Here is a 26285-nt window from a genome sequence, read left to right as displayed (position 1 = left end):
CTCTGGCGGGAGCCGCTGCGAAAGCGTATCTATATCGCACTTCCCGCGCCCGCTTCAAGGCCGGCCTGCCGCGCAGGGGGTAGCACCGGGCTGAACGTGACCGGGTTCGCAATGACTGCGCTGCCGGCAGGCGGACGCTGCGTTGCACTACGGCGGGGAGGCGCACGGCCGGCGTTGCCGCTACCATCAACGCCTTGCCTGACAGGTGCGCCCATGCCGTTGAACGTCATCGTGGTGATGGACCCCATCGCCCACATCAAGATCGCCAAGGACACCACCTTCGCCATGTTGCTGGAAGCCCAGCGCCGCGGCCACGCCCTGCACTACGTGCGGCCCGGCGGGCTGGCCCTGGAAGGTGGCGTGGCGGTGGCCCAGACCGCACCGCTGCAGGTGCGCGACGACCCGGCCGGCTGGTATGAGCTGGGCGCGTTCAGCCGTACCGCGTTCGGTCCCGGCCAGATCGTGCTGATGCGCAAGGACCCGCCCGTCGACGCCGAGTACATCTACGACACGCAGGTGCTGGACGTGGCTGCCGCTGCCGGCGCCTGCGTGGTCAACAACCCGCAGGGCCTGCGCGACTACAACGAGAAGCTGGCCGCCCTGCTGTTCCCGCAGTGCTGCCCGCCGACCCTGGTCAGCCGCGATGCCAAGGCATTGAAGGCCTTCGCGCTGGAGCACGGCCAGGCCGTGCTGAAGCCGCTGGATGGGATGGGCGGCCGCTCGATCTTCCGCAGCGGCCAGGGCGATCCGAACCTGAACGTGATCCTGGAAACCCTGACCGACGGCGGCCGCAAGCTGGCGCTGGCCCAGAAGTTCATTCCCGACATCACGGCCGGCGACAAGCGCATCCTGCTGGTCGACGGCGAACCGGTCGACTACTGCCTGGCGCGCATTCCCCAGGGTGACGAGTTCCGCGGCAACCTGGCGGCTGGCGGCCGTGGCGAAGGGCGCCCGCTGAGCGAGCGTGACCGCTGGATCGCCGGCCAGGTTGGCCCGGAGATGAAGCGCCGTGGCATGCGCTTCGTCGGCCTGGACGTGATCGGCGATTACCTGACCGAGGTCAACGTGACCAGCCCGACCTGCGTGCGCGAGCTCGACGCGCAGTACGGCCTGAACATCGCCGGCACCCTGTTCGACGCGCTCGAGGCCGGCCTGCGCTGATGGCGGCCGCACCTGCCGTCCTGCCCCCGCCGGCGCGCGAAGCGCAACGGCTGGGCGCGACCATCGCGCTGTCGATCGTGGTCCACGCCCTGCTGATCCTGGGCGTGGGTTTTGCGGTGAAAGGCGACGCACCACTGGTGCCGACGCTGGAGGTGATCTTCAGCCAGACCCGCACCGCACTGACCCCGAAGCAGGCCGATTTCCTTGCCGCCGCCAGCCAGGAAGGTGGCGGCGAGCACGACCGTGCGCAGCGCCCGCGCGACAACCAGGCCGGCATCGTTCCGCAGGCCCAGGCGGGGCTGAGCCCGGTGCCGCAACAGCAGCAATCGGCCGCGCCGGCGCCCCCGCCGCAGGCGCGGGTGGTCAGCAGCCGCAACGGCGAAGAGGCAGTGGCCCAGGCGCAGGCGCGCCCGACACCGGAGCAGCCGGAACCGGATGCACCGCTGACGGCACGCGAGCAGCGTGATGCCGAGATGGCGCGGCTGGCGGCCGAGGTGCATCTGCGCTCGGCGCAGTACGCCAAGCGCCCGAACCGCAAGTTCGTGTCGGCCAGCACGCGCGAATATGCCTACGCCAATTACCTGCGCGCCTGGGTCGACCGCGCCGAGCGCGTCGGCAACCTGAATTACCCGGACGAGGCCCGGCAGCGCCGGCTCGGCGGCCAGGTGGTGATCAGCGTGGGCGTGCGCCGCGATGGCAGCGTGGAAAGCAGCCGGATCCTGCGTTCAAGCGGGACGCCGTTGCTGGATGAGGCGGCGCTGCGGGTGGTGCAGCTTGCGCAGCCATTCCCGCCGCTGCCGAAGACCGAGGACGAGATCGACATCCTGCAGGTCACCCGCACCTGGGTGTTCCTGCCGGGTGGCACCCTGCACGACGACCGGTAGGGGTTTGTTGCCCGGGCCTGCGGCCCGGGCCCCGCTGGAAGCAAAGTCAAAGTCAACATCAACAGCAGCGGTCGGGATATTGGGTTTGGCGGGGCGGTATGGGCTTGCAGGACACGCCGTAAACCCGTCCCTGGGGGCTCGATGGCGCCTTGCTCGTGTGCGCTGTCCTGCGCACGCGGCAAGACCGGGGTTGAGCGTCCTGCCCAACCCGCCCGAGGCGTGCCTCGGGCCCATGGCGCCAACGGTCCTGCAAGCCCATGCCGCCCCGCCTCTGACAGATCCCGACGCATCATTGCTGTTGGTAGGTGTCGACCTTGGTCGACACACATCCACGCTACGCGTGGATGCGAGCGAAGCGATCCGCTGTTGACTTTGATTTTCTTTTGATTTTCCGTGGCGGACGCACACGGAAACTGTCAGAGGTCGGGCGGGGTGGGTTCGCGGGGGTGTCCGCGGCATGGATGCCGCGGCCAAGCCCCCATGGGTGAGGGCGCTTTGCTTGCGAAGCACTGCTTCGCAAGCGCCCGAACGCACAGCCGCCAGCGGCTGGGCCGGACCGCGGAGCGGGGTTTACGGCGTCCCCCGCGAACCCACCCCGCCCGGCCAAGCGCGGCTTTGGGTTTATGCGATCAACCAACCCCGCCACGAGGGGCTCAGCCGTTGGCCTTCGCCTTCGCCTCGCGCGCCGCCTGCTGCTCGACCAGGGTCAGTGCCACGTTGTCGCGCAGGTAGGCCGGCTCGACCTTCTCCGGTGCAATGGCTTCGCCGCGCGCGAACGCCGGCACCGCCAGTGCGAGCACGTCCGACGCACGCGGCAATGCCGTGGCGTCGAATCCGCGCAAACCTGTACCGAGCTGCGCGACCAGCGCCCCCCCGGCTGCGGCGAACCCGGTACCGACACCGTAGGCCGACAGCCCTTCCGGCAGCGCCACCGCTGCCGGCGCGCAGACGCGCTCGGCATCGCGCGCGACCGGCAGGCCGTCCACGCGCTCGAAGCGGGCGACGTAGAGTTCGCCCATCCGCGCATCGATCGCCGACAGGATCTGCGTTTCTTCCGCCGGTGCGCGCAGCGCCAACACCTGCAGCGTCGAGACCGGCAGCAGCGGGCGGTCCAGTGCCAGTGCGATGCCCTGGGCAATGGCAATCGCCAGGCGCACGCCCGTGAACGCACCCGGACCGCGACTGAGGGCGATGCCATCAAGCTGGCGACGGCTGATGCCGGCGTCGGCCAGCAGCGCCTCGGCCCACGGCAGGCTCAACTCGGCGTGCCGGCGCGGGGCGATCTCGAAGCGTTCCAGCACCTGCCCATCGACATGCAGGGCAACGGAACAGGCTTCGGTGGCGGTTTCAAAGGCAAGCAGTTTCATTGGATCAGGTCAGAACAAGGGGAACGTGGCACCGGGAGCAGGCTCCGGGCCCGCCGCAACGGCGGCCGGGGCAGCCGCATCATCGGCCACGGGCAGCCATTGTGGCCTAAAGAAGGCCTGCACATCGGCCAGGCTGCGGGTGCGCCGGAACGGCGGCAGCGACTCAAGAAAGACCCGGCCATAGCCACGGTTGAGCAGGCGCGGATCGCACAGGACCAGCACGCCCCGGTCGCTTTCGCTGCGGATCAGGCGGCCAACGCCCTGCTTCAGGGCGATCACCGCCTGCGGCAGCTGCTCGTCGCGGAACGGGTTGCCCCCCTGGCTGCGGATCGCCTCCAGCCGCGCCTCGTATACCGGGTCATCCGGTGCCGCGAACGGCAGCTTGTCGATCATCACCACGCTCAGCGCTTCGCCGACCACGTCCACGCCCTCGCGGAAACTGGCCGAGCCCAGCAGCACGCCATTGCCCGATTCGCGGAAACGCTGCAGCAGCGCTGCGCGTGGCGCCTCGCCCTGCACGAACAACGGCCACGGCCCGTCGCGCAGTGCCTCGGCGGCCTCGCGCAATGCACGGTGCGAGGCGAACAACAGGAACGCCCTGCCCTGCGAGGCCTGCAACACCGGCCGCAAGGTCTGGATCAGCGCGGTGCCAAACCCGCGCGCCGCCGGATCGGGCAGGCCTTCGGGCAGGTAGCACAACGCCTGCTCGGGCCAGTTGAACGGGCTCGGCTGGACCAGCGTGTGCGGATCGTCCAGGCCCAGGCGCGTGGCGATGTGGTCGAAGCCACCGCCCACGGTCAGCGTGGCCGAGGTGAAGATCCATGCCGCGCGGCTGCGCTCGCGATGCTCGCGCAGCGGGCCGGACACATCCATCGGCGTGCGCTGGCAGCGGAAACCACGCGGGGTGAGCTCATACCAGAGCACATCGGCGGCACGGGGGGTCTCCGCCGGATCGGTATCGAAATCGAGGGTGGGCTCATCATCGCCCAGCCAGCGCTGCAGCCGCGACACCGCCTCGCGTGCCCGCGCATGACAGGCATCCAGACCCGCCGCCGCCTCGCGCAGCGGTTGCAGTGCCTGCTCCAGCGTCACCAGGCCGGCCATCACCGTATCGAATCCATCGCGCACCTGTGGCATCGCCAGCGCACGCCACTGCGTACCCCGTTGCGGCAGCCCCTCCATCGCCGAGCGCAGCGCCAGCAACGCCTGCTGCAACTGGTCGACCGGTTCCTGCAGGGCCGACTGCGCGCCGCCTACGCCGCGCGCCTCGGCCAGGCAGTCGCGGCCGAGTTCCTGCCACGGGCGCATGCCGAAGCCTTCGCCGAAAAACTGCGCGGCCAACTCGGGCAGCTGATGCGCCTCGTCGATGACAAAGGCCTGCGCCCCCGGCAGCAACTCACCGAAGCCGTCCTGCTTCAGTGCCAGGTCGGCCAGCAGCAGGTGGTGGTTGACCACCACCACGTCGGCAGCCTGCGCACGTTGGCGCGCGCGCACCACGAAGCAGTCGTCCCAGAACGGGCAATCGGTACCCAGGCAGTTGTCGACCGTGGAAGTGACCATCGGCAGAAGCGGCGAGTCATCGGCCAGGCCTTCCAGTTCGGCGATGTCACCGAACTCCGAACGGCCGGACCAGGCCAGGATGCGCTGGAACTGCGCAGCCTGCTCCGGGCTGGAAAAACGCGGTTCGCCCCGCGCCTGCTGCAGGCGGTAGCGGCACAGGTAATTCGCGCGCCCCTTCAGCAGCGCGCTGCGCAGGCCAACGCCCAGTGCCTGGCGCACGCGCGGCAGATCGCGGTGGTAGAGCTGGTCCTGCAACGCGCGGGTACCGGTGGAGATGATGGTGCGCAGCCCGGACAGCAGCACCGGCACCAGATAGGCGAAGGTCTTGCCGGTGCCTGTACCGGCCTCGGCCAGCAGCAGGTCGCGCTGCTGCAGCGCTTCGGCGATGGCGTCGGTCAGGTGCAGCTGTGCCGGACGCGGGACAAAGGCATCCAGATGCGAGGCGAGCGCGCCGCCTTCGCTGAGGGCTTCGCGGCTGGCATGGACAAGGTCGGACATCAGAGGGAGAGGATACCCGGCCGGGCGCTGCCCGGCACCCGTTTCAAGCCAGAGCGCAGGCAAAGGCAACAGCAACAGCGTGTTTCATGGCTCTGGGTTGCCGCGTGTTTGGCGGGGCGGGAGGGGCAGGCAGGACACGCCGTAAACCCATCCATGGGGGCTCGATGGCGCCATCCATGGCGCCAACGGTCCTGCCTGCCCCTCCCGCCCCACCCTCGACAGTTTCCCAGTGACGGATGCACGCGCGGCGTCGCGTCGAGCTTGCTCGACTGCCCTTTCAGAAGCGGTGGGTGGAACGGAAACAAGAAGGGGTCGGATCCGTTTTCCTGCGGAAAACGGATCCGACCCCACAACGAGTGCGCGCAGCGCGCGACCCGCTTTTGATTTTCTTTTTCTTTTCCGTGGCTGGACGCACACGGAAACTGTCAGAGGTCGGGCGGGGTGGGTTCGCGGGGGTGTCCGCGGCATGGATGCCGCGGCCAAGCGCGGCTTTTGCTTCTGGCTTCAGCGACCAACCCACAGCCACGAGGGGCTGCGCCGTTGGCTGGAAATTCAGTACCGCTTGATCCCCGGCACCGTGCAGCCCTCAATCTGCGCATGCGCCGACACCGCATTCTCCTTCTCGCCCCGCGCCAGGCGCGACTGCTCGATCGTCGCCCAATGCCGGCGGCACAGCGGCCCGGTCTTCGAGCCCAGATCCACCGCCTTGCGCGCGAACGTCTCCGCCTGCGCCCACTGGCCCTGCAGCAGCGCCAGTTCGGCACGTTCCTGCAGCACTGCCGGGTCACCCGCCACGATCTCCAGCGCGTGGTCCAGGCTGCTGGCCGCGCCGGCCAGGTCGTTCGCCTGGCGTTGTGCCAGTGCGGTTACCCGCAGATCTTCCACCTGCGAATCACGCAGCGGCTGTACCGACAATTCCTTGTCGTCCGGACCCGCTGCAGCATCCACCGCAGCCAGGCGCTGCGCCGGCGTGGTGGTATCGACCGGCTTGACCACCGGTGGTGCGCTGCTCACGCAGGCGGCCAGGGCCAGGCTGAGGCCGGTCAGGGCCAGGGGCTGCAGCAGGGATCGCATGTTCATCGGCATCATCGGCTCGGGGGAGGAGTGGCGGCGGCAGGTGCCGCGGCAGGTTCGGCAGGCGCTTCCGGCTTGCGGTCCAGGCCGAACCAGCTGCGCCAGCCACCGCCCTCGCCGTCGGCCTCGCCCTGCCCCTCCGGCGACGCGGCCGGCGCGCACGGCGCATAGGCAGGCGCATAGCCCACCACGAACGGGAAACGACGCGCGCCGGGGCAGCCTTCATCGGTGCTGTTGAGGCCGGTGGGAGCCACCGACTGCCAGTCCAGGCCCTTGTTGCTGACCCGCAGCGGCGCGCTCGGCAGGCGCTGGAAGATGCCCGACCAGACCCGCATCGCGCCGGTGGCGCCATACAGGCCGGCCTGCGCGTTCTGGTCGTTGCCGATCCAGATCACTGCCAGGTGATCACCGGTGTAGCCGGCATACCAGCTGTCACGGCCATCGTTGGTGGTGCCGGTCTTGCCGGCGGGCTGCAGGCGGCCGAGGCCATCGGCATTGAGCCGCTGCGCGGTACCGCTGGCGACCACCTGCTGCAGGCCGACACTGATCAGGTTGGCGGCAATCGAGTCGCCTTCCTGCGCCGGTGCCGGGGTCTTGTCGTACCGCTTGAGCAGCTTGCCCTGCGGATCGAGCACGCCACGCACCGCGTGCAGCGGCTGGATCTCGCCGCCGGACGCCAGGAACTGATACAGCTGCGCCATCGCGTACGGGCTCTGGTCGGTCGAGCCGAGGATCACCGCCGGGTTGGCGTCAGCCTTGATGCCGGCCAGGACATGGATCAGCTGGGTCACGCGCTCCGGGCCGACCTGCATGCCCACGCGCACCGTGGCCTGGTTGTAGGAATGCGCCAGTGCGTCGATCAGGCGCACCGTGCCGTGGCTGCGGTTGTCCGCGTTGCCGGGACTCCAGTTGCGGCCGCGGCCGAGCTGCACCGTCACCGGCGAATCATCCACCCAGCTGGCCAGCGAGTAACGGTCCGGCTGCGCCAGGGCCAGCAGGTAGACGAACGGCTTGAGCAGCGAACCGACCGGACGCTGCGCCTCGATCGCGCGGTTGAAGCCGACCTCGGACACCTCGCGGCTGCCGATCACCGCCAGCACGTCGCCGTTGTGCACGTCGGTCAGCACCATGCCGGCCTGCAGCTCGGGGCGGCGCTTGCTTTCCAGCGACTTGATGGTGCGGGTCACCGCGCCTTCGGCATAGGCCTGCGCGGACGGCGACATGCCGGTCATCACGCTCAGGCCCGCGCCCTGCAGCGCCGATTCCGGATAGTCATGGCCGAGCTGGCGGCGGACCAGGTCAACGTAGGCCGGGAAGCGGTTGGCTGCCACCAGGCCCGGCGTCTTGGGCACGCCCAGCGGTGCCTTCAGCGCGCGCTGGTACTCGGCATCGTCGATCAGCGTGGCCTCGTGCAGCTTGCCCAGCACGAAGTTGCGGCGATCCAGCGCGCGCTCCGGGTTGCGCCGCGGGTCGTAGAAGGACGGCCCCTTGACCAGGCCGATCAGCAGTGCGATCTGCTCGGTCTCCAGCGACTGCAGGTCACGGCCGAACCAGAACTCGGCGCCGGAGGACATGCCATGGATCGCCTGGCTGCCGCGCTGGCCCAGGTACACCTGGTTGAGATAGGCCTCGAAGATGGTGCGCTTGTCATAACGCGCTTCCATGATCAGTGCGTACAGCACCTCATTGAACTTGCGGGTGACCGTCTGCTCCTTGCCGATGCCGAGCAGGCCGCTGCGGGCCAGCTGCTGGGTCAGCGTCGAAGCGCCCTGGCGGCTCTGGCCACCGGAACGGATCGTCACCCACACCGCGCGCGCGATGCCGGACAGGTCGATGCCGTGGTGGCGGTTGAAGTCCTTGTCCTCCACCGCCTGCAGGCCAGTCACCAGCAGGTCCGGCGCCTCGTCCATGCGGATCAGGCGGCGCTCTTCCTGCTTCTGGCCGTACAGGGTGGCGATGCGCGCCGGATCCAGCCGCGCGGCCTTCAGCGCCTTGCGGTTGTCGGCGTCGCGCAGCGAGGCCACGCCGCCATCGGCCAGCGACAGCTCCACCCGGCGCGGGGCCACCCGGCCGTCAACGTCGTTGAAGCCGCGGCTGGAGATGACGAAGCGCCCGCCGTTCACCGCATAGGTGGCCGGCTCCTTGCCCTGCCCGTCATCGCGGTAGGCAGAGGCGGCCAGCTCGGTCTTCAGCGTAGACGCATCCATCGCCTTGCCGGGGGTGAGCACCAGCGGGCGCGCGTACACGCGCGTCGGGATCTGCCAGCGCAGTTCACCGAAACGCTGGGTCACCTGTTGGTTCAGGTACAGCGTATAGGGAATGAGGAAACCCAATCCCAACGCGACCGCAGCCATGCTCCAGGTGATCAGCCGGCGCCGCCACAGCGGACCGTTGTCCTGCTGGTCGTCGTCGGAATCGTCGATGTCGTCGGAATCGTAGCGTCGGGGCACGGGAATGCGAGAATGTAGGGTCTGGCGAGTCTACCCCAGCCGCTGCGGCTGGCGAATTCTCCCGGGTTCCCCTGCTTAAGCTGGAGTTGCAACCGGATGGCGATGTCCCTGGCCGAGATCCGATACCTGATCAACCGCCTGTCGGGCCTGGCCCGCCGGAGCCTGGCAAGCCTGCGCACCCGTGGCTGGCGTGCCACCTGGCAACGCATCCGCGTGCATGCCCAGCGCGCCGTCCCCGCCCCGCGCACGCCACTGTTCCTGCCGCCAGCGCAGGATTTCGCCCCCTTCACGGTGCCGTTCAGCGAGTCGCCGGAGGTGAGCATCGTCATCCCGGTCTACAACCACGTCGCCCACACCGTGGCCTGCCTGCGCGCCCTGGCGGCGCACCCGCCGGCCGCCGCGTGCGAGATCCTGGTAGTGGATGACGGCAGCAGCGATGCCACCGTGCGGTGGATGCCGCAGGTGGCCGGGCTGCGCTATGAAGTGCGTGCGCACAACGGCGGCTTCATTGAAGCCTGCAATGACGGTGTATCGCGCGCACGCGGCCGCTACGTGGTACTGCTGAACAACGATACGGTGCCGCAGCCGGGCTGGCTCGACGCCCTGCTGGACACCTTCGGCAGCGTGCCCGACGCCGGCCTGGTCGGCAGCCAGCTGCTGTACCCGGATGGCCGCCTGCAGGAGTCGGGCGGGGTGATCTTCGCCGATGGCAGTGGCTGGAGCTACGGCCGCTTCGAGGCCGCCGATGATCCGCGCTTTGCCAGCCTGCGCGACGTCGACTACTGCTCGGGCGCGGCGCTGATGCTGCCACGCGCCCTCTGGCAGCAGCTGGACGGCTTCGACACCCGCTACAAGCCGGCCTACTACGAGGACACCGACCTGGCCTTCCGCGTGCGTGCACACGGCCTGCGCGTGCTGGTGCAGCCGGCCAGCCGGGTGATCCACGACGAAGGCACCAGCAACGGTACCGACACCGGCAGCGGGGTGAAGGCCTACCAGGTACGCAACCAGGCCATCTTCGCCGCCCGCTGGGCCACCGAACTGGGCCGTCATCCGGCGGTCGGCGAAGTGCCGTCTCCGGCGCTGCTGCTGCGCGGCCGGCGCCAGGTGCTGATCCTGGACGAGGAAGTACCGCAACCGGATCGCGATTCCGGGTCACTGCGCCAGGTCAATCTGATCCGCCTGTTGCTGCAGGGCGGCGCCCACGTTGTGTTCGTACCGACCCGGCGCGAGCACGCCGGTGCGGCCACCGAAGCGCTGCAACGGATGGGCGTGGAAGTCTGGTACGCGCCCTTCCTGGACAGCGTAGCCGGCTGGCTGCGCAGCCACGGATCGCGTTTCGACGTGGCAATGCTGGTGCGTCACCACGTCGCCCACGAATGCCTGCCGCTGCTCAAGCGCTATGCACCGCAGGCACGGACCGTGTTCGACACCGTTGACCTGCACTACCTGCGCGAACGCCGCGGTGCCGAAGTGGCCGGCGACGCAACCCTGCTGCGTGCAGCGGAACGTACCCGCAGCAGCGAACTGGCCGTGATGGAGCAGTGCGACATCACCGTGCTGGTCAGTGCGGCCGAACGGGAGCAGCTGCAGTCCGATGCGCCGCAGGTGCGGGTGGAGCTGATCTCCAACCTGCATGAGGTCGCCGGTGCCGGCGCCGTATTCGAGCAGCGGCGCGACCTGGTGTTTGTCGGCGGCTTCCGTCATCCGCCGAACCTGGACGGCATGGAATGGTTCATCGGCGAGGTCTTTGCCCGCATCCGCGCCCGGTTGCCGGAAGTGCGCCTGCACTGCATCGGCGCCGCGGCGCCGGAGTCGTTGCTGGCACTGGCCGCACGCCAGCCCGGTGTGCAGATGCACGGGTTCGTCGAAGACATCACGCCCTACATGGACGGCGCGCGCATCGCCATTGCGCCGCTGCGGTTCGGCGCCGGCGTGAAGGGCAAGATCAACCTGAGCATGGCCCATGGCCAGCCGGTGGTCGGTACCACCTGCGCCGTGGAAGGCATGCACCTGCATCCCGGCCAGGACGTGCTGGTGGCCGATGACGCTGTCGGTTTCGCCGATGCGGTGATCCGCCTGTACCAGGATCCACAGCTGTGGCAGCAGTTGTCCGATGCCGGCCTGGCCAACGTCGCCCAGCATTTCTCACTTGATGCCGCCCGCGCGACCGTGCAGCGGGTGTTCTTCGCCTAGTCCGCCCGTCCACCGGCGCGACGCAGGCGGTCTTCGAACGCCGGCAGTTCGGCCAGGTCCGGTTGCAGCAACCGCGCCTGTTCGGCAGCGTGCGCGGCAAAGGCCAGGTCGCCATTGCCGAGCCGTTCGCTGCCGATCGCCAGCCAGCGCTGGGCCAACCGCAGCCGCGCCGAGGGCAGGCCCGCTGCGGTCGGTGACAGCGTCTGCCAGGCCTGCAGGCAGGCACCCGCCGCCTGTACCCGGTTCTGCCGCAGATTGTCGTCGAAGCAGCGGCGACTGGCGGGCAGCAGGCGTGCTGCGGCAGCCTTCACCCGCGTGTCGCGGGGGGCCAGTGACTGGGCTTCGCGCAGTGCGTCGAACGCGCTGTGCCCCGGTGGGCTGATCCACTGCCCTGCACGTTCGGCACGCTCGATCTTGCGCAGGTGGTCGCGCAGCTGGCGTTCGCGCTGCACCGTACTGATCGCGGGCTGCTGCAGGGCCTGTTGCGCCTGGCGCGCACGCTGCAGGCGCTGTGCCAGTTGTTGCCGGATTGCCTGCGAAGCGCCCAGCTCCGCCGCCAGGGCTGCATCGCGTTGCGCCGCATCGAACTGGAAGTCGTCGGCGGATGTCTGGCTGCGCGCCACCACCGCCTGCAGCGCCTGCTCACGCCCCCGCTGGGCATTGGGATCATCGGCCGCCACCGCAAGCACTGCCAGGAAACCCTGGGCTGCGGCGTCCAGCTGCTGTCGTTGCAGTGCCCGCTGCGCCTGCCGCAGGCGCTGGTCCACCGCGCGCGCCAGGGCTTCCTCGCTGGCCGGCAGATCGGCATGACCGGCATCGAACTGGCGGGCACGACGCAGGATCGCGGCCGCCTCGGCCAGCTCTCCGCGCCCTGCCAGCGTGCGCGCCTGCAGCAGCAGGTCGCTCAGCGCATCTTCGCGACCTTCCAGCGCCGGCAGGTTGTCCGGCTGCAGGGCAAGGATGCGCTGGAACAAGGGCAACGCACTGCTGTCGCCATCATCCAGGCGTCCGGCCGCGAACGCGTTGCGCGCCTGAGCCAACAACGCACCAATACCGGCTCCGGCACTGCGTCGCGCCTGCAGCTGGCGGGCGACCGCATCGGCTTCGCCCTGCGGCACCTGCAGCTCACGGGCCAGTGCCAGTGCCTGCGCGCTGCCGTCCAGGTCACCGGCGTGCAGGCGATCGCGCGCCTGTTGCAGCGCTGCCGCGCCGGTATTGGCCAGGCCCTGGCGCGCCTGCGGGCGATCACCGTCCAGCGCCAGCACCGCCTGGTAGCGCTCGCGCGCACCACTGCCATCGGCATCGCTCAAACGACCGGCGGCCAGCGCACGATCCCCCTCGGCCAGCAGCTGTTCGATCTGCGGCTCATCCCAGAACCAGTCGGCCAGCGGCTTGCGCAGCAGGACCAGCAGCACGAACACGGCCAGCGCCGCAAGCAGCGCCCAGCGCCAGACCCGGCGCGCATGGCGTGCCTGCAGCCACCACCAGCGACCCTCGCGACGGACGCGGTCCAGCGCAGGATGTTCAGCGCCATGCGGGCGATGCGGGGGCTCGCGTTCCATGCGTGCAGGGTAGCCGGGGCAGCGTGAAGCTCAGCCGAGGCGACGTGCCTCGCTCACGCCCGGCAGCGCATCAAGCTTGCCCAGCAGCGTCGACAACTGCCCGTAGTCGCTGACCTTCAGCCGCAGCCGCAGATGGGCACGGCCACTGTTGCGCACGTTGTCACTGTGGATGTCGAGCACGTAGGCGTCTTCCTGGGCGATCAGGTTGGTGATGTCCTTCAGCAGCCAGCGGCGGTCGACCGCGTCGACCACCACATCCACTTCGTAGCCGCCACCGGCCTGGCCCCACTCCACCGGCAGGATGCGCTGCGGGCTGGCGGCGGCCAGCCGGGCCAGCGCGGCACAGTCTGCACGATGCACAGTGACACCACGGCTACGGGTCAGGTAGCCGACGATCGGCTCGCCGGCCACCGGCTGGCAGCAGCGTGCCAGCTGCACCAGCAGGTTGCCCACGCCCTGCACGGTGAACTTGGACTTGCCCAGGTTCTCGCGGCGCGCGGTCGGCCGCGGCAGGGTCGGCGCGGGCGCGGGCTGGCTGGCGGCACGTTCCGCCTCCAGCAACGTCCGGCTGACCTGGTTCGGGCCGGTATCGCCCAGCGCCACCTGGATGTACAGGTCATCGACGCTGTCGGCATGGAACTTCTTGGCCGCGACGGCCAGGTCCGAGTGCTGCAGGCCCAGCCGCTTCAGCTCGCGCTCGAGCAGCTCGCGACCGGCCTGCACGTTGCGCGCGCGGTCCAGCTTGTGGAACCAGCTGCGCACCTTCTCGCGCGAGCGGTTGCTGGCCAGGAAGCCATTGGCCGGCATCAGCCAGTCGCGGCGCGGGTCGGCCTCCTTGCCGGTCAGGATCTCGACGCGGTCGCCACTGCGCAGGCGATAGGTCAGCGGCACGATACGGCCGTTGACCTTGGCGCCGCGGCAGCGGTGCCCGACCATGGTGTGCACCTGGTAGGCGAAATCGAGCGGCGTAGCGCCCTGCGGCAGGTCCAGCACCTCGTCCTTCGGGCTCAGCGCATAGACCCGGTCCTCGGTCAGCTCGGCATCGAGCGCCCCGGCCAGTTCATTGCCCTGCCCGTCCTGCGCCTGCTCCAGCAGCTGGCGCATCCAGGTGATCTTGCGATCGAAGGACTTCTCCGCGCCCTTGCCGCCTTCCTTGTACTTCCAGTGCGCGGCCACGCCCAGCTCGGCCTGCGAGTGCATTTCATGGGTACGGATCTGCACTTCGATGGTGCGACCTTCCGGGCCGACCACGGCGGTATGCAGCGAGCGATAATCGTTGGCCTTCGGGCGTGCGATGTAATCATCGAACTCGCTTGGTACCGGCGCCCACAGCGCGTGCACCACGCCCAGCGCGGCGTAGCAGGCGGCGACGTCGTCGACCATCACGCGCACCGCACGGATGTCATACAGCTGGTCGAAGGCCAGCCGCTTCTTCTGCATCTTCCGCCAGATGCTGTAGATGTGCTTCGGGCGGCCGCTGACTTCGGCCTTGATGCCCTGGGCGACCAGCTCGCGCGACAGCACCTTCTTGACGTTCTCGACGTAACGCTCGCGGGCGATGCGGGTTTCGTCCACCTCGCGGGCGATGCGGCGGTAGGTTTCCGGTTCCAGGTGGCGGAACGCCAGGTCCTCCAGCTCCCACTTCAGCTGCCAGATGCCCAGGCGGTTGGCCAGGGGCGCGTGGATGTCCCGGGTCAGCTGGGCCAGCGCGCGGCGTTGCTCGTCGTCCAGCTTGTCGGCCGCGCGCATCCTCGCGAGCTGGCGCGCCAGCAGGATCGGCACCACGCGCAGGTCGCGGATGATCGCCAGCAGCAGCCGGCGCAGGCCCTCGCTGTTGCGTCCGGCCTCACGGCCGGCGTGCAGCGCCCACACCGGGTCGGCCGCATCCTGGCCGTCGAGCAGGCCGATCACCGCCGCCTGGTGGCTGCCCAGCGGCAGCTGGTCCAGGCTGGCACGCAGGCCCGGCAGGTCAAACAGCAATGCTGCCACCACCGCGCCTTCGTCGGCCGAGAGCATCGCCAGCGCATCGAGGGTATCGCCCAGCACCGACCAGGTGGCACGCATCTGGTGGTCGCAATCCGGCGCTTCCCAATGCTCGCGCAGGGCCTGGCGCAGCGGAGCAGGCAGCACCGCTGCCGAGGGACGGTTCAACAAGGCATCCAGGCCAGGGACGGAAGCGCGGTTCACAGCATCGAGCAGGCAAGACAGAGGCCCCTACACTAGCGCCGGTGCCGTTCAGGGACAATCACTGCGGCCACCATCACCCGGCATGAAGACATGCCGCTACACTCGCCAACACATCCAGGAGAGACCCGCCATGCCTTCGATTGCCCTGCGCGTCCGTCCACGGCTGCTGGCCTGTGCCGCCGTGTTGCTGTCCCTGTCCGCGCCTGCGCTGGCCCAGCGCGTGGTGGAGGGCGACCTGCAGCAGCAGATGTCGCCCGCCGAGTTCAAGGCCGCCGGCCTGGACAAGCTCAGCGCCGCTGAACTGGCCACGCTCAACCGCTGGCTGCAGGGCAAGGTCGAGGCGGCCACCACCCAGGCCGTCGCCGCAGCGCGCGAAGAAGGCCGCCAGGAAGTGATCAAGAAGAACCGCGGCTTCCTGGACTTCGGCAGCAGCGAACCGATCGAAAGCACCCTGCAGGGCGAATTCCGTGGCTTCGGCCAGGGCCGCCGCTACGTGCTGCAGAACGGCCAGGAGTGGGAGCAGATAGACGCCACGCACTATTCCGGTGGCCGCAAGGAAGCGCCGAACGTCAGCATGCGCCCGGGCGTGATGGGCGCCTGGTACATGAAGGTGGACGGGGTGAACGTGCAACCGAAGGTTCGTCGCACCAAGTAACGCCCGGGCATTCCGGCCGTGCCGGATCCATGCCCGGCGGCCATGGTCGCCCGATGGGGCGACCATGGCGCGCGTTCACGCCTGGCGAAGTGCAGCCACCCGCTGCGCCAGCTTCTTCGCCGAAATGCCGGTGCGCGCCCCCAGCTCCTGCGCGAACAACGACACCCGCAGCTCTTCCAGATCCCAACGCAGCGCCTGCCATTGCGGGCGATCACGCAGGCCCTGCTGCTCGCCCGCTTCCAGCGCCTCCAGGAACGGGTGCAATTCCAGCATGCGCGCCTGGTCACGCGGCGGATCACGCTTGGCACGCTCGGTGCGCAGGATCATCGCCTTCAGGTAGCGCGGGTACTGCGCCAGCGCGTCGGCCGGCGTGTCGCGCAGGAAGCCGGGGTGGATCAGCCCGGCCAGCTGCGCTTCCATGTCGTCCAGGTTGCCACGCGCCCAGCCCATCAACGGCGCCTCCAGCAACGGCTTCAGTTCCGCCACCAGCGCCAGGATGGACTCGGCCAGTTTCAGCCGCGACATCGCCTCGCCGAACAGGGCCTTGGCCGCATGCTCGCGGCGTTGCTCGAAGGCTGCCGCATCGCGGATGTCTTCCAGGCCTTCGGCCAGCACCGCGTTCATCGCCGCATCCACCAGGTCTCCACGCAGGCGTTCCTGCGATTCGATCGCGGCATACAGCAGGCCGGTCTTGGCACCCACCGGCAGCTGCTTGCGCGCCTGCTTGACCTTCTCGGCCAGGGCAATCTCCAGCAGCCGGCGCACACCCAGCGGGTGGGCCTCCTGCGCCTGCTGGCGATCGGCGAAGATGCGCAGCGCCACGCTGTCGCCCTCGTCCAGCAGCGCCGGATAGGCCGGAACGCCGGCTTCACCGGGCACCTGCAGCGGAATCGGCGCGGCCGGGAACGTGCGCAGGCCATCGGCCGCCATCTCGCGCCCCGCGCGTGCAGCGAAGGCATCGCCGGCACGGCCGCCGAATTTCGCGCGCAACGCATCGAGATCACGCGAGGTCGCCAGCACCTTGCCGTGCTCGTCGCGCAGGCGCAGGTTCATGCGCAGGTGCGGTTCGATCGAAGCGGGTTCGAAATCGAGCGCCGTCACCGTCGCGCCGGTGGCACGTGACAAAAAGCGCGCCAGTTCGCCAGTGATGGCATCGGCGCTGGGCTGCGGGAATGCCTCGAAGAACGCACGACCGAAGTCCGGCGCCGGCACGTAGTTGCGGCGCATCGCCTTGGGCAGGCTGCGGATGAGTGCCGAGGCCTTGTCGGCGACGAAGCCAGGCGCCAGCCAGCCCAGCTGCACCGGGTCCAGCGCGTTGAGCAGGTGCAGCGGCACGTCCAGGGTCACGCCGTCATCATCGGCACCCGGCTCGAAGCGGTAGTGCAGTGGCAGGCGCGCCTGGCCCAGTGACAGGTACTTCGGGTAGCGCTCCTGTTCGCTGCCCTCACCCGGCAACAGGTCGACCAGTGACCAGTGCAGGGTCTTGCGCTGTTCCGGCGCCAGCCCCTTCCACCAGGTATCCAGCCCTGCGGCCGAATGGATCTGCGGCGGCACCCGGTCCAAGTACCAGCGCGCCTGCCAGTCCTCGTCGGCCACGATGCCGGCGCGGCGCAGCTTCGCTTCCTCCTCGCGGGCGACCTCCAGCACTTTCTGGTTGTCGGCCACGAAGCTGGCGCGGGTGTTGATCTCGCCGGTCACCAGCGCCTGGCGCACGAAGATGTCGTGCGCCTCGCCCGGTGCGATGCGGCCGTAGTGCACCGGCTTCTTCGGTGCCAGCACCAGGCCGAACAGGCTGATCTGCTCGGAGGCCAGCACCTGGCCCTGCGCGCGCGACCAGTGCGGGTCGAAGTGCTTGCGCAGCAGCAGGTGCGGCAGTTCGGCGATGACCCAGTCCGGCTCGATCGCGGCCAGGGTCATGCCCCAGACCTTCTGCGTGTCCAGCAGGTTGGCCACCAGCAACCACGGCGGCGGGCGCTTGGACAGCGCCGAACCGGGGAACGGCAGGAAACGGCGCTGGCGTGGCGCCTGGAAATCGCCCTTCTCGGTGCGGTGCCCGATCTGCGTCGGCAGGCCCGCCACCAACGCCCGGTGCAGGGTCTGGTAGGCAGCCGCGCGCACGCGTTCGCTGAAGCCGCCGCCCGCCGGTGCCTGCTCCTTCTGTGCACGTACGGCCACCGGCGTCGGCGCCGCTTCGGCCTTGCCTTCGCGGGCCAGGCGTGCAGCGCGGTGCAGCTGGCCACGGGTGGCCTTCACTGCGGCGGCATCATCACGCGCTGCTGCCGGCGCACTGCTGCCGGCCAGCAACGGCGCCATCGACGCCTCGTCGGCCTCTTCCTTCCAGCCCAGTTCCTCGCACAGCAGCCGCAGCTGGCGGTGCAGCTCGCGCCACTCGCGCATGCGCAGGAAGCCGAGGAAATGACGGCCGCACCAGTCGCGCAGCTTGGACTGGGTCAGGTCTTCATGGGCCTGCCGGTAGGCATCCCACAGGCGCAGCACGCCAACGAACTCGGAACGACCATCGGCGAACTGCGCATGCGCGCTGTCGGCGGCACCGCGTGCTTCGGGCGGACGTTCGCGCGGGTCCTGGATGCCCAGGAACGAGGCGATCACCAGCATCGGCCGCAGGCAGCCGGCGGCCTGCGCGGCGACCAGCATGCGCGCCAGCTTCACGTCCACCGGCAGGCGTGCCATCTGCTTGCCGATGGTGGTCATGCGCCGCTCGGCGTCGATCGCACCCAGTTCGGTCAGCTGCTGCCAGCCATCGGCCACCGCACGCTCGTCCGGCGCTTCCAGGAACGGAAACTCCTCGATGCGGCCCAGGCCCAGCTGCAGCATGCGCAGGATCACCCCGGCCAGGCTGGAGCGGCGGATTTCCGGATCGGTGAACTCCGGCCGCGCCTGGAAATCGGCTTCGGCGTACAGGCGGTAACAGATGCCCTCGGCGATACGGCCGCAGCGGCCCTTGCGCTGGTTGGCGCTGGCCTGCGAGATCGGCTCGATGTGCAGGCGGTCCAGCTTGTTGCGCGGACTGTAGCGCTTGACGCGGGCAAAGCCCGGATCGACCACGTAGCGGATGCGCGGCACCGTCAGCGAGGTCTCCGCGACGTTGGTGGCCAGCACGATGCGCCGGTTCGGCCCGGGATTGAACACCCGGTCCTGGTCCTGGTTGGACAGCCGCGCATAGAGCGGCAGCACCTCGGTGTTGCGGTACTTGCGGTACTTGCGGCGCTCCAGCGACTGGTGCGCATCGCGGATCTCGCGTTCGCCCGGCAGGAAGATCAGCACGTCGCCGCGCGCATCCAGGCGGGTGATCTCGTCGATGGCCGACACGATGGCGTCGTTGACGGTGCGTTCGCCCTGGTCTTCGCCCTCGCCTTCCAGCGCGCGATAGCGCACTTCCACCGGGTAGGTGCGGCCTTCGACGCTGATCACCGGCGCATTGTCGAAATGCTGGGCGAAGCGTTCGGTATCGATGGTGGCCGAGGTGACGATCAGTTTCAGGTCCGGGCGCTTGCGCAGCAGCTGCTTCAGGTAGCCCAGCAGGAAATCGATGTTGAGGCTGCGTTCGTGCGCCTCGTCGACGATGATCGTGTCGTAGTTCGACAACCAGCGGTCACTGGCGATCTCCGCCAGCAGGATGCCGTCGGTCATGAACTTGATGCGGCTGTCGTCGCTGACCTTGTCGTTGAAGCGCACCTGGTAGCCGACCAGCTGGCCCAGTTCGCTCTGCAGTTCCTGCGCCACGCGGCTTGCCACCGCACGTGCGGCAATCCGTCGCGGCTGGGTGCAGCCGATCATGCCGGCCTGGCCACGGCCTGCGGCCAGGCACAGTTTCGGCAGCTGGGTGGTCTTGCCCGAGCCGGTTTCACCAGCGATCACCACCACCTGATGGTCGCGGATCAGCCCGATGATGGCGTCGGCTTCACGCGCAATCGGCAGCTGCGGGTCCAGAGTAATGGACGGCTGCTGCTGCGCCCGGACCTGCCGGCGCTGCACCGACGCCTGCAAGGCCTGCTCGAAGGTAGCGGCCAACGCCGCATCCTGTGGCTTGGCCTGGCAACGCGAGAGCATCCCCAGCAAACGGCCCCGGTCGCGGCTCATGGCGCCGTCGATGGCGGCGCGCTGTTGGCGCAGGCGGGACGATGGATTTTTATCGATAGAGTTCATCAATCGGTTCGTTCAAAACTTTGATAGCGACCAGTCATCACGACCGGTTTATTGTGAAGGCCAACGATTCCACAAGGAGGAACCCCATGGCGAAGACCAAGAGCACGACCAAGGCCAAGACCGGCAAGCAGAAGCTTGCAGCGGCGGCACCGTCGGCGCCGAACATCGATATCGGGATCACCCAGGGCGACCGCAAGAAGATCGCCGACGGTCTGTCGCGCTTCCAGGCCGATGCGTTCACGCTCTACCTGAAGACGCACAACTTCCACTGGAACGTGACCGGGTCGATGTTCAACTCGCTGCACACCATGTTCGAGACGCAGTACACCGAGCAGTGGGCGGCACTGGACGACGTGGCCGAGCGCATCCGCGCGCTGGGCTTCAATGCCCCGGGCTCCTACCGGGAATTCGCTGCGCTGACCTCGATCGCCGAGGAACCGGGCCTGACCGACAGCGCGGACTGGCGTGAAATGGTACGCCAGTTGGTGGTCGCCAACGAAGCAGTCTGCCGTACGGCACGTGAAGTGCTGGAGGTGGCGGCCAAGGGAGACGACGCCCCGACCGAGGATCTGATGACCCAGCGGCTGCAGACCCACGAGAAGTACGCCTGGATGCTGCGCTCGCTGCTGCAGTAAGAGTTGGGGGGCCCGGCAGGGCTGCGCCCTGCACCCGCAGAGGCCTTAAAGCCAAGGCCAGAGCCAGAGCAAAAGCTGGCCTCCTGTGGGTAGGCGGGATGGGTCCGGTGGCAGGGGACGCCGTGAACCCGTCCTTGGGGGCTTGGCCGCGGCATCCATGCCGCGGACGCCCCTGCCACCGGACCCACCCCGCCTTCGGCAGTTCTCCGCGATCTGCCGGCAAAGCCATTGGGGTCGGATCCGTTTTCCCCAGGAAAACGGATCTGACCCCATTTTGTTTGTCGAGTTCTGACAGTTTTCATCCACGCATGGCGTGGATTGATCTGGCCCCCGTCACCGGGAAACTGTCGGGGGCGGGGCGGTGTGGGCTTGCAGGACCGTTGGCGCCATGGATGGCGCCATCGAGCCCCCAAGGACGGGTTTACGGCGTGTCCTGCAAGCCCACACCGCCCCGCCCAATAAGCAGACAGCGCAGAGCCGGCTGTTGCCTTTGACGTTGCACTGGCTTGCAGCAGGTGCAGGGCGCAGCCCTGCCGAACCCCTACCCCTCCCTCCGGGGTAAACTAACCGGATGGCTTCCCGTCCCGCGCACGACCTGCTCCAACGCGTCTTTGGTTACGACGATTTCCGTGGTCCGCAGCAGGACATCGTGGAGCATGTGGCTGCCGGTCACGATGCCCTGGTGCTGATGCCCACCGGCGGCGGCAAATCGCTGTGCTACCAGGTCCCGGCCCTGCTGCGTGACGGTTGCGGCATCGTCATCTCGCCGCTGATCGCGCTGATGCAGGACCAGGTCGAAGCCCTGCGCCAGCTCGGCGTGCGCGCCGAGTACCTGAATTCCACCCTGGATGCCGAGACTGCCGGCCGCGTCGAGCGCGAACTGCTCGCCGGTGAGCTGGACATGCTCTATGTCGCTCCCGAGCGGCTGCTGACCGGTCGCTTCCTGTCGCTGCTGTCGCGCAGCCAGATCGCCCTGTTCGCCATCGACGAAGCACACTGCGTGTCGCAGTGGGGCCACGACTTCCGCCCGGAATACCGCCAGCTGACCGTGCTGCACGAGCGCTGGCCGCAGATCCCGAGGATCGCGCTGACCGCCACCGCCGATCCGCCAACCCAGCGCGAGATCGCCGAGCGCCTGGATCTGCAGGAAGCACGCCACTTCGTCAGCTCCTTCGACCGCCCCAACATCCGCTACACCGTGGTGCAGAAGGACAACGCCCGCAAGCAGCTGACCGACTTCCTGCGCAGCCACCGTGGCGAGGCCGGCATCGTCTACTGCATGTCGCGGCGCAAGGTCGAGGAGACCGCTGAATTCCTCTGCGGCCAGGGCTTCAACGCCCTGCCCTACCACGCCGGCCTGCCGCCGGACGTGCGCGCGAACAACCAGCGCCGCTTCCTGCGCGAGGACGGCATCGTGATGTGCGCCACCATCGCCTTCGGCATGGGCATCGACAAGCCGGACGTGCGCTTTGTCGCGCATACCGACCTGCCCAAGTCGATGGAAGGCTACTACCAGGAAACCGGCCGCGCCGGTCGCGATGGCGAGGCCGCCGAGGCCTGGCTGTGCTACGGCCTGGGCGACGTGGTGCTGCTCAAGCAGATGATCGAGCAGTCCGAGGCCGGCGAAGAGCGCAAGCAGCTGGAGCGGGCCAAGCTCGACCATCTGCTGGGCTACTGCGAATCCATGCAGTGCCGCCGCCAGGTGCTGCTGGCCGGTTTCGGCGAGACCTACCCCCAGCCCTGCGGCAACTGCGACAACTGCCTGACACCGCCGGCCTCGTGGGACGCGACCATTCCGGCACAGAAGGCGCTGAGCTGCGTCTACCGCAGCGGCCAGCGCTTCGGCGTCGGCCACCTGATCGACATCCTGCGTGGCAGCGAGAACGAGAAGGTGAAGCAGCAGGGCCACGACAAGCTCAGCACCTATGCGATCGGTCGCGATCTGGATGCGCGCACCTGGCGCAGCGTGTTCCGCCAACTGGTCGCCGCCAGCCTGCTGGAAGTGGACGGCGAGGGCCACGGCGGCCTGCGCCTGACCGACGCCAGCCGCGACGTACTGACCGGCCGCCGCCAGATCAGCATGCGCCGCGACCCGGCCAGCAGCACCAGCGGGCGCGAGCGCAGTGCGCAGCGTACCGGGCTGTCGGTACTGCCGCAGGATCTGGCGCTGTTCAACGCCCTGCGCGGCCTGCGTGCCGAACTGGCCCGCGAACAGAACGTGCCGGCGTTCGTGATCTTCCACGACAGCACCCTGCGCAACATCGCCGAACAGCGCCCGACCAGCCTGGATGCACTGGCACGGGTCGGCGGCATCGGCGGCACCAAGCTGAGCCGCTACGGCCCGCGCCTGGTCGAGATCGTGCGCGAAGAGGGCTGACGGTATCGCGCTGCCGCGCTGCGCGGCCGCCGGGCATGGTCCCAACAGCGCGCGGGCGCCCCTGTAGAGCCGAGCCCACGCTCGGCTGCCCCTGCGCGAACAGCAGCCGAGCGCGGGCCCGGCTCCACCTTGGTGCAGCTCCAACCTTGAACCGGCCATTCAGCCGGAAGTGCATCCGCGCCCGCTTGCGGCTAGATTAGCGCCATGTCCCTGGCCTCGACCCTGCTTCGTGTCGTGCTCATGCTCAGCCTGTTGCTCAACGGGCTGAACGCGGCCATGGCCAGCGGTCATGAAGAAATGGGGCGGATGGCACACGCCGTCGCGGCCGCCGCAGCTGGCGGTGACGCCGACTGCCACCACCACGCCGGCATGCAGGCCGACCCGGCCCCGCAGGCCAAGGCCCCCGCCCACGACGCCCACTGCCAGATCAAGGACTGCGTGCGCAGCTGTGCCCAGCACCCGTTGCTGGTGGTGCAGCCGTTGCCGTTCATGGCCGGCCCGGCGTTGTCGCTGGCACCACAGCCGATGCCGGCCACCGGCCGTCCGGCGCCGCCGCTGCCGCCGATCTCACGCCCTCCCATCGGCTGATTCCACATGCACCGTGCGCCCTGCGCACCGTAGCCGGCCACCAGCCGGCGTCTTTACGTGTCTGGAGTCACCACCATGAATACCCGCATTCCCCCCGGTCCGGGCGCCGTGCCCATGCCGTCGCGCCGCCTGTTCGTGCAGGGCCTGGCCGCCGGCGGCGTGGTTGCCGGCATCGCCGCCGTCGGCGTACCACAGCGCGCGCTCGCCGCCGCCACGGCCACCCCGCGCCTGGCCGGCGCCCCAGCCGTGCTCAGCGACACCCGCATCGAACTGGCCATCGGCGAATCACTGGCCAACTTCACCGGCCGCACCCGCCCGGCGATCACCGTCAATGGATCGCTGCCGGCGCCGATCCTGCGCTGGCGCGAAGGCCAGACCGTGGACCTGTTCGTGCGCAACACGCTGGAACGCCACCCGACCTCGATCCACTGGCACGGCATCCTGCTGCCGGCCAACATGGACGGCGTGCCCGGCCTGAGCTTCAACGGCATCGGCCCCGGCGAGACCTACCACTACCACTTCCAGCTGAAGCAGTCGGGTACCTACTGGTACCACAGCCACTCGATGTTCCAGGAGCAGGCCGGCCTGTACGGCGCGCTGATCATCGATCCGGCCGAACCGGCGCCGTACCGGCACGACCGCGAGCACGTGATCATGCTGTCCGACTGGACCGACATGGATCCGGGTGCGCTGTTCCGGCGCATGAAGAAGCTCGCCGAGCATGACAACTACTACAAGCGCACCCTGCCTGACTTCCTGCGTGACGTGAAGCGCGGGGGCTGGTCAGCCGCGCTGTCCGACCGTGGCATGTGGGGGCGGATGCGGATGACGCCGACCGACATCTCCGACATCAACGCCCACACCTACACCTACCTGATGAACGGCACCGCCCCGGCCGGCAACTGGACCGGGCTGTTCCGCAGCGGCGAGAAGGTGCTGCTGCGTTTCATCAATGGCGCCTCGATGACCTACTTCGACGTGCGCATCCCCGGTTTGAAGATGACCGTGGTCGCCGCCGATGGCCAGTACATCCATCCGGTCAGCATCGATGAGTTCCGCATCGCTCCCGCCGAAACCTACGATGTGCTGGTCGAGCCCACCGGCCAGGACGCGTTTACCATCTTCTGCCAGGACATGGGCCGCACCGGCTTCGCCGCCGGCACGCTGGCGGTACGCCATGGCCTGCAGGCGCCGATCCCTGCACGCGACCCGCGCCCGTTGCTGACCATGAGCGACATGGGGCATGACATGGGCGGTGGCGGTCATGGCGGGCACGACATGGCCGCGATGAAGGGCATGGAGGGCGGCTGCGGCGCCAGCATGGGCCACGGCGCGCCTGCCGGTGGCGATACCGCCAGCAAGGCGCCGAAGCACCCGGCCAGCGAGCGCAACAACCCGCTGGTGGACATGCAGAGCTCGGCCACCGAACCGAAGCTGGACGACCCCGGCATCGGCCTGCGCGACAACGGCCGCCAGGTGCTGACCTATGGCGCGATGCGCAGCCTGTTCGAGGACCCCGATGGCCGCGAGCCCAGCCGTGAGATCGAACTGCACCTGACCGGGCACATGGAGAAATTCTCCTGGTCGTTCGATGGCATTCCGTTCGCCAGCGCCGAACCGCTGCGGCTGAACTACGGCGAGCGCATGCGCATCGTGCTGGTCAACGACACCATGATGCAGCACCCGATCCACCTGCATGGCGTGTGGAGCGATCTGGAGAACGCGCAGGAGGAATTCCAGGTGCGCAAGCACACCATCGACATGCCGCCCGGCACCCGCCGCAGCTATCGCGTGCGCGCCGATGCGCTCGGCCGCTGGGCCTACCACTGCCATCTGCTGTACCACATGGAAGCGGGCATGATGCGCGAAGTGAGGATCGAAGAATGAGCCGCTCACTGCTTTCCCCCAGCCTGCTGGCCCTGGGCCTGGCCGCCGCATTGCCGGTGTTCGCGCAGTCGCACGCCGGGCATGACATGGCCGCGATGGATCCGCCCGCAAAGACCGCCAACGCGCCGGTCGAACAGGCCGATCATTCGAAGATGGATCATTCGAAGATGGATTCGGGCGCCACAGATCATGCCGGCATGGATCACTCGAAGATGGACCATGGCGCGATGCAACCGGCGGCGATGGACCATTCGCAGATGGACCACGGGGCAATGGGCCATGCCACGCCCGCGCCCACCGAACCGCGCGCCCCCATCCCGGTGCCGACCGATGCCGACCGCGCTGCCGCATTCCCACCGATCGCGCACGGTGCGATGGAGCATGCGCCGGAGATCAACAGCCTGCTGCTGATCGACCGCCTCGAACATTGGGACGGCAAGAGCAGCAATGGCCAGGCCTGGGAGGCCACCGGCTGGATCGGTGGCAACATCAACCGCCTGTGGCTGCGCACCGATGGCGAACGCAGCCGCGGCCGCACCGAGTCATCGTCGCTGGAAGCACTGTATGGCCGCAGCGTGTCGCCGTGGTGGGACGTGCTGGTCGGCGTGCGCCAGGACTTCCGCCCGGCCGACTCGCGCACGTGGGCGGCCATCGGCATCCAGGGGCTGGCACCGTACAAGTTCGAGAGCTCGGCCACGCTGTATATGGGTTCCGGCGGCCAGGTGCTGGCCAAGGCCGAGGTCGAGTACGACGTGCTGCTGACCAACCGCCTGATCCTGCAGCCGCTGCTGGAAGCCACCGTCGCTGCCAGGGATGAACCGGAGTACGGCATTGGTCGCGGACTGAACAAGGTCGAAGCCGGGCTGCGCCTGCGCTATGAGTTCAGCCGCCGTTTTGCGCCATACATCGGCATCAGCCACGAGCGCACGTTTGGCGACACCGCCGACTACGCCGGTGACCACGCGCGCGACACACGCTGGGTGGCCGGCGTGCGCATGTGGTTCTGAGCAGCGGCTCGTGCGCAATGGCCAGCCCCG

The 26285-nt window shown here is 68.9% G+C and carries 16 protein-coding genes; 9 read left to right on the top strand and 7 right to left on the bottom strand.

Annotated elements, in window-relative coordinates:
- Window positions 1-213 precede the first annotated feature (213 nt).
- Window positions 214-1161, top strand: coding sequence for a glutathione synthase (gshB, locus tag AC5P98_RS10540; RefSeq protein WP_032959093.1), 948 nt, complete (start codon window positions 214-216; stop codon window positions 1159-1161).
- On the top strand, window positions 1161-2045 hold the full coding sequence (locus AC5P98_RS10535; RefSeq protein ID WP_014648095.1) for an energy transducer TonB family protein: 885 nt from the start codon (window positions 1161-1163) through the stop codon (window positions 2043-2045). The genes gshB and AC5P98_RS10535 overlap by 1 nt, the downstream gene beginning before the upstream one ends.
- A gap of 653 nt (window positions 2046-2698) precedes the next feature.
- Here the strand turns inward: AC5P98_RS10535 and tsaB are convergent.
- The 4 genes from tsaB to mrcB all read right to left on the bottom strand — a co-directional run bounded on the left by tsaB (window position 2699) and on the right by mrcB (window position 8994).
- Complete coding sequence (gene tsaB / locus AC5P98_RS10530; RefSeq protein WP_032962098.1) at window positions 2699-3412, bottom strand: tRNA (adenosine(37)-N6)-threonylcarbamoyltransferase complex dimerization subunit type 1 TsaB; 714 nt, start codon at window positions 3410-3412, stop codon at window positions 2699-2701.
- 9 nt (window positions 3413-3421) lie between these two features.
- Window positions 3422-5470 (bottom strand): DNA repair helicase YoaA, encoded by a 2049-nt coding sequence (gene yoaA, locus AC5P98_RS10525; RefSeq protein ID WP_049408093.1) that lies wholly within the window; start codon window positions 5468-5470, stop codon window positions 3422-3424.
- A gap of 552 nt (window positions 5471-6022) precedes the next feature.
- On the bottom strand, window positions 6023-6559 hold the full coding sequence (locus tag AC5P98_RS10520; RefSeq protein WP_014648099.1) for a hypothetical protein: 537 nt from the start codon (window positions 6557-6559) through the stop codon (window positions 6023-6025).
- On the bottom strand, window positions 6556-8994 hold the full coding sequence (gene mrcB, locus AC5P98_RS10515; protein WP_032958979.1) for a penicillin-binding protein 1B: 2439 nt from the start codon (window positions 8992-8994) through the stop codon (window positions 6556-6558). The genes AC5P98_RS10520 and mrcB overlap by 4 nt, the downstream gene beginning before the upstream one ends.
- Before the next feature lie 96 nt (window positions 8995-9090).
- Here mrcB and AC5P98_RS10510 point away from each other — a divergent pair, with 96 nt between their 5' ends.
- On the top strand, window positions 9091-11190 hold the full coding sequence (locus AC5P98_RS10510) for a glycosyltransferase (protein WP_495230000.1): 2100 nt from the start codon (window positions 9091-9093) through the stop codon (window positions 11188-11190).
- On the opposite strand, the gene AC5P98_RS10505 is transcribed toward AC5P98_RS10510, so the two are convergent.
- Both AC5P98_RS10505 and AC5P98_RS10500 read right to left on the bottom strand, forming a co-directional pair.
- Window positions 11187-12752 (bottom strand): hypothetical protein, encoded by a 1566-nt coding sequence (locus AC5P98_RS10505; RefSeq protein WP_069116283.1) that lies wholly within the window; start codon window positions 12750-12752, stop codon window positions 11187-11189. The two genes, AC5P98_RS10510 and AC5P98_RS10505, sit on opposite strands and share 4 nt — an antisense overlap.
- Before the next feature lie 30 nt (window positions 12753-12782).
- A complete protein-coding gene (locus tag AC5P98_RS10500) occupies window positions 12783-14939 on the bottom strand; it encodes a RelA/SpoT family protein (RefSeq protein WP_032958977.1) in 2157 nt (718 codons plus the stop codon).
- Window positions 14940-15069: 130 nt separating this feature from the next.
- On the opposite strand from AC5P98_RS10500, the gene AC5P98_RS10495 reads away from it, so the two are divergent.
- Entirely contained in the window at window positions 15070-15594 is a 525-nt protein-coding gene (locus AC5P98_RS10495; protein WP_032958975.1) for a hypothetical protein, read from the top strand.
- Window positions 15595-15669: 75 nt separating this feature from the next.
- On the opposite strand, the gene hrpA is transcribed toward AC5P98_RS10495, so the two are convergent.
- Entirely contained in the window at window positions 15670-19761 is a 4092-nt protein-coding gene (gene hrpA, locus AC5P98_RS10490) for an ATP-dependent RNA helicase HrpA (protein WP_495229999.1), read from the bottom strand.
- Window positions 19762-19847: 86 nt separating this feature from the next.
- Here hrpA and AC5P98_RS10485 point away from each other — a divergent pair, with 86 nt between their 5' ends.
- From AC5P98_RS10485 to AC5P98_RS10465, 5 genes are all read left to right on the top strand, one after another.
- The gene (locus AC5P98_RS10485; protein ID WP_005410730.1) at window positions 19848-20396 is read left to right on the top strand and encodes a Dps family protein; all 549 of its coding nucleotides are present in this window, start codon (window positions 19848-19850) and stop codon (window positions 20394-20396) included.
- Window positions 20397-20967: 571 nt separating this feature from the next.
- Complete coding sequence (gene recQ / locus AC5P98_RS10480; protein WP_495229998.1) at window positions 20968-22773, top strand: DNA helicase RecQ; 1806 nt, start codon at window positions 20968-20970, stop codon at window positions 22771-22773.
- A 204-nt stretch (window positions 22774-22977) separates the two neighbouring features.
- The gene (locus AC5P98_RS10475) at window positions 22978-23361 is read left to right on the top strand and encodes a CopL family metal-binding regulatory protein (protein WP_069116289.1); all 384 of its coding nucleotides are present in this window, start codon (window positions 22978-22980) and stop codon (window positions 23359-23361) included.
- Between the two features lie 75 nt (window positions 23362-23436).
- Window positions 23437-25248, top strand: coding sequence for a copper resistance system multicopper oxidase (locus AC5P98_RS10470; RefSeq protein ID WP_495229997.1), 1812 nt, complete (start codon window positions 23437-23439; stop codon window positions 25246-25248).
- Complete coding sequence (locus AC5P98_RS10465) at window positions 25245-26255, top strand: copper resistance protein B (RefSeq protein ID WP_053496105.1); 1011 nt, start codon at window positions 25245-25247, stop codon at window positions 26253-26255. Before AC5P98_RS10470 ends, AC5P98_RS10465 begins: the two co-directional genes overlap by 4 nt.
- The last annotated feature ends 30 nt before the right edge of the window (window positions 26256-26285 follow it).

Source organism: Stenotrophomonas sp. YJH_SMC_135 (assembly GCF_059372355.1).
This window is presented reverse-complemented; position numbering and strand designations above follow the sequence as displayed.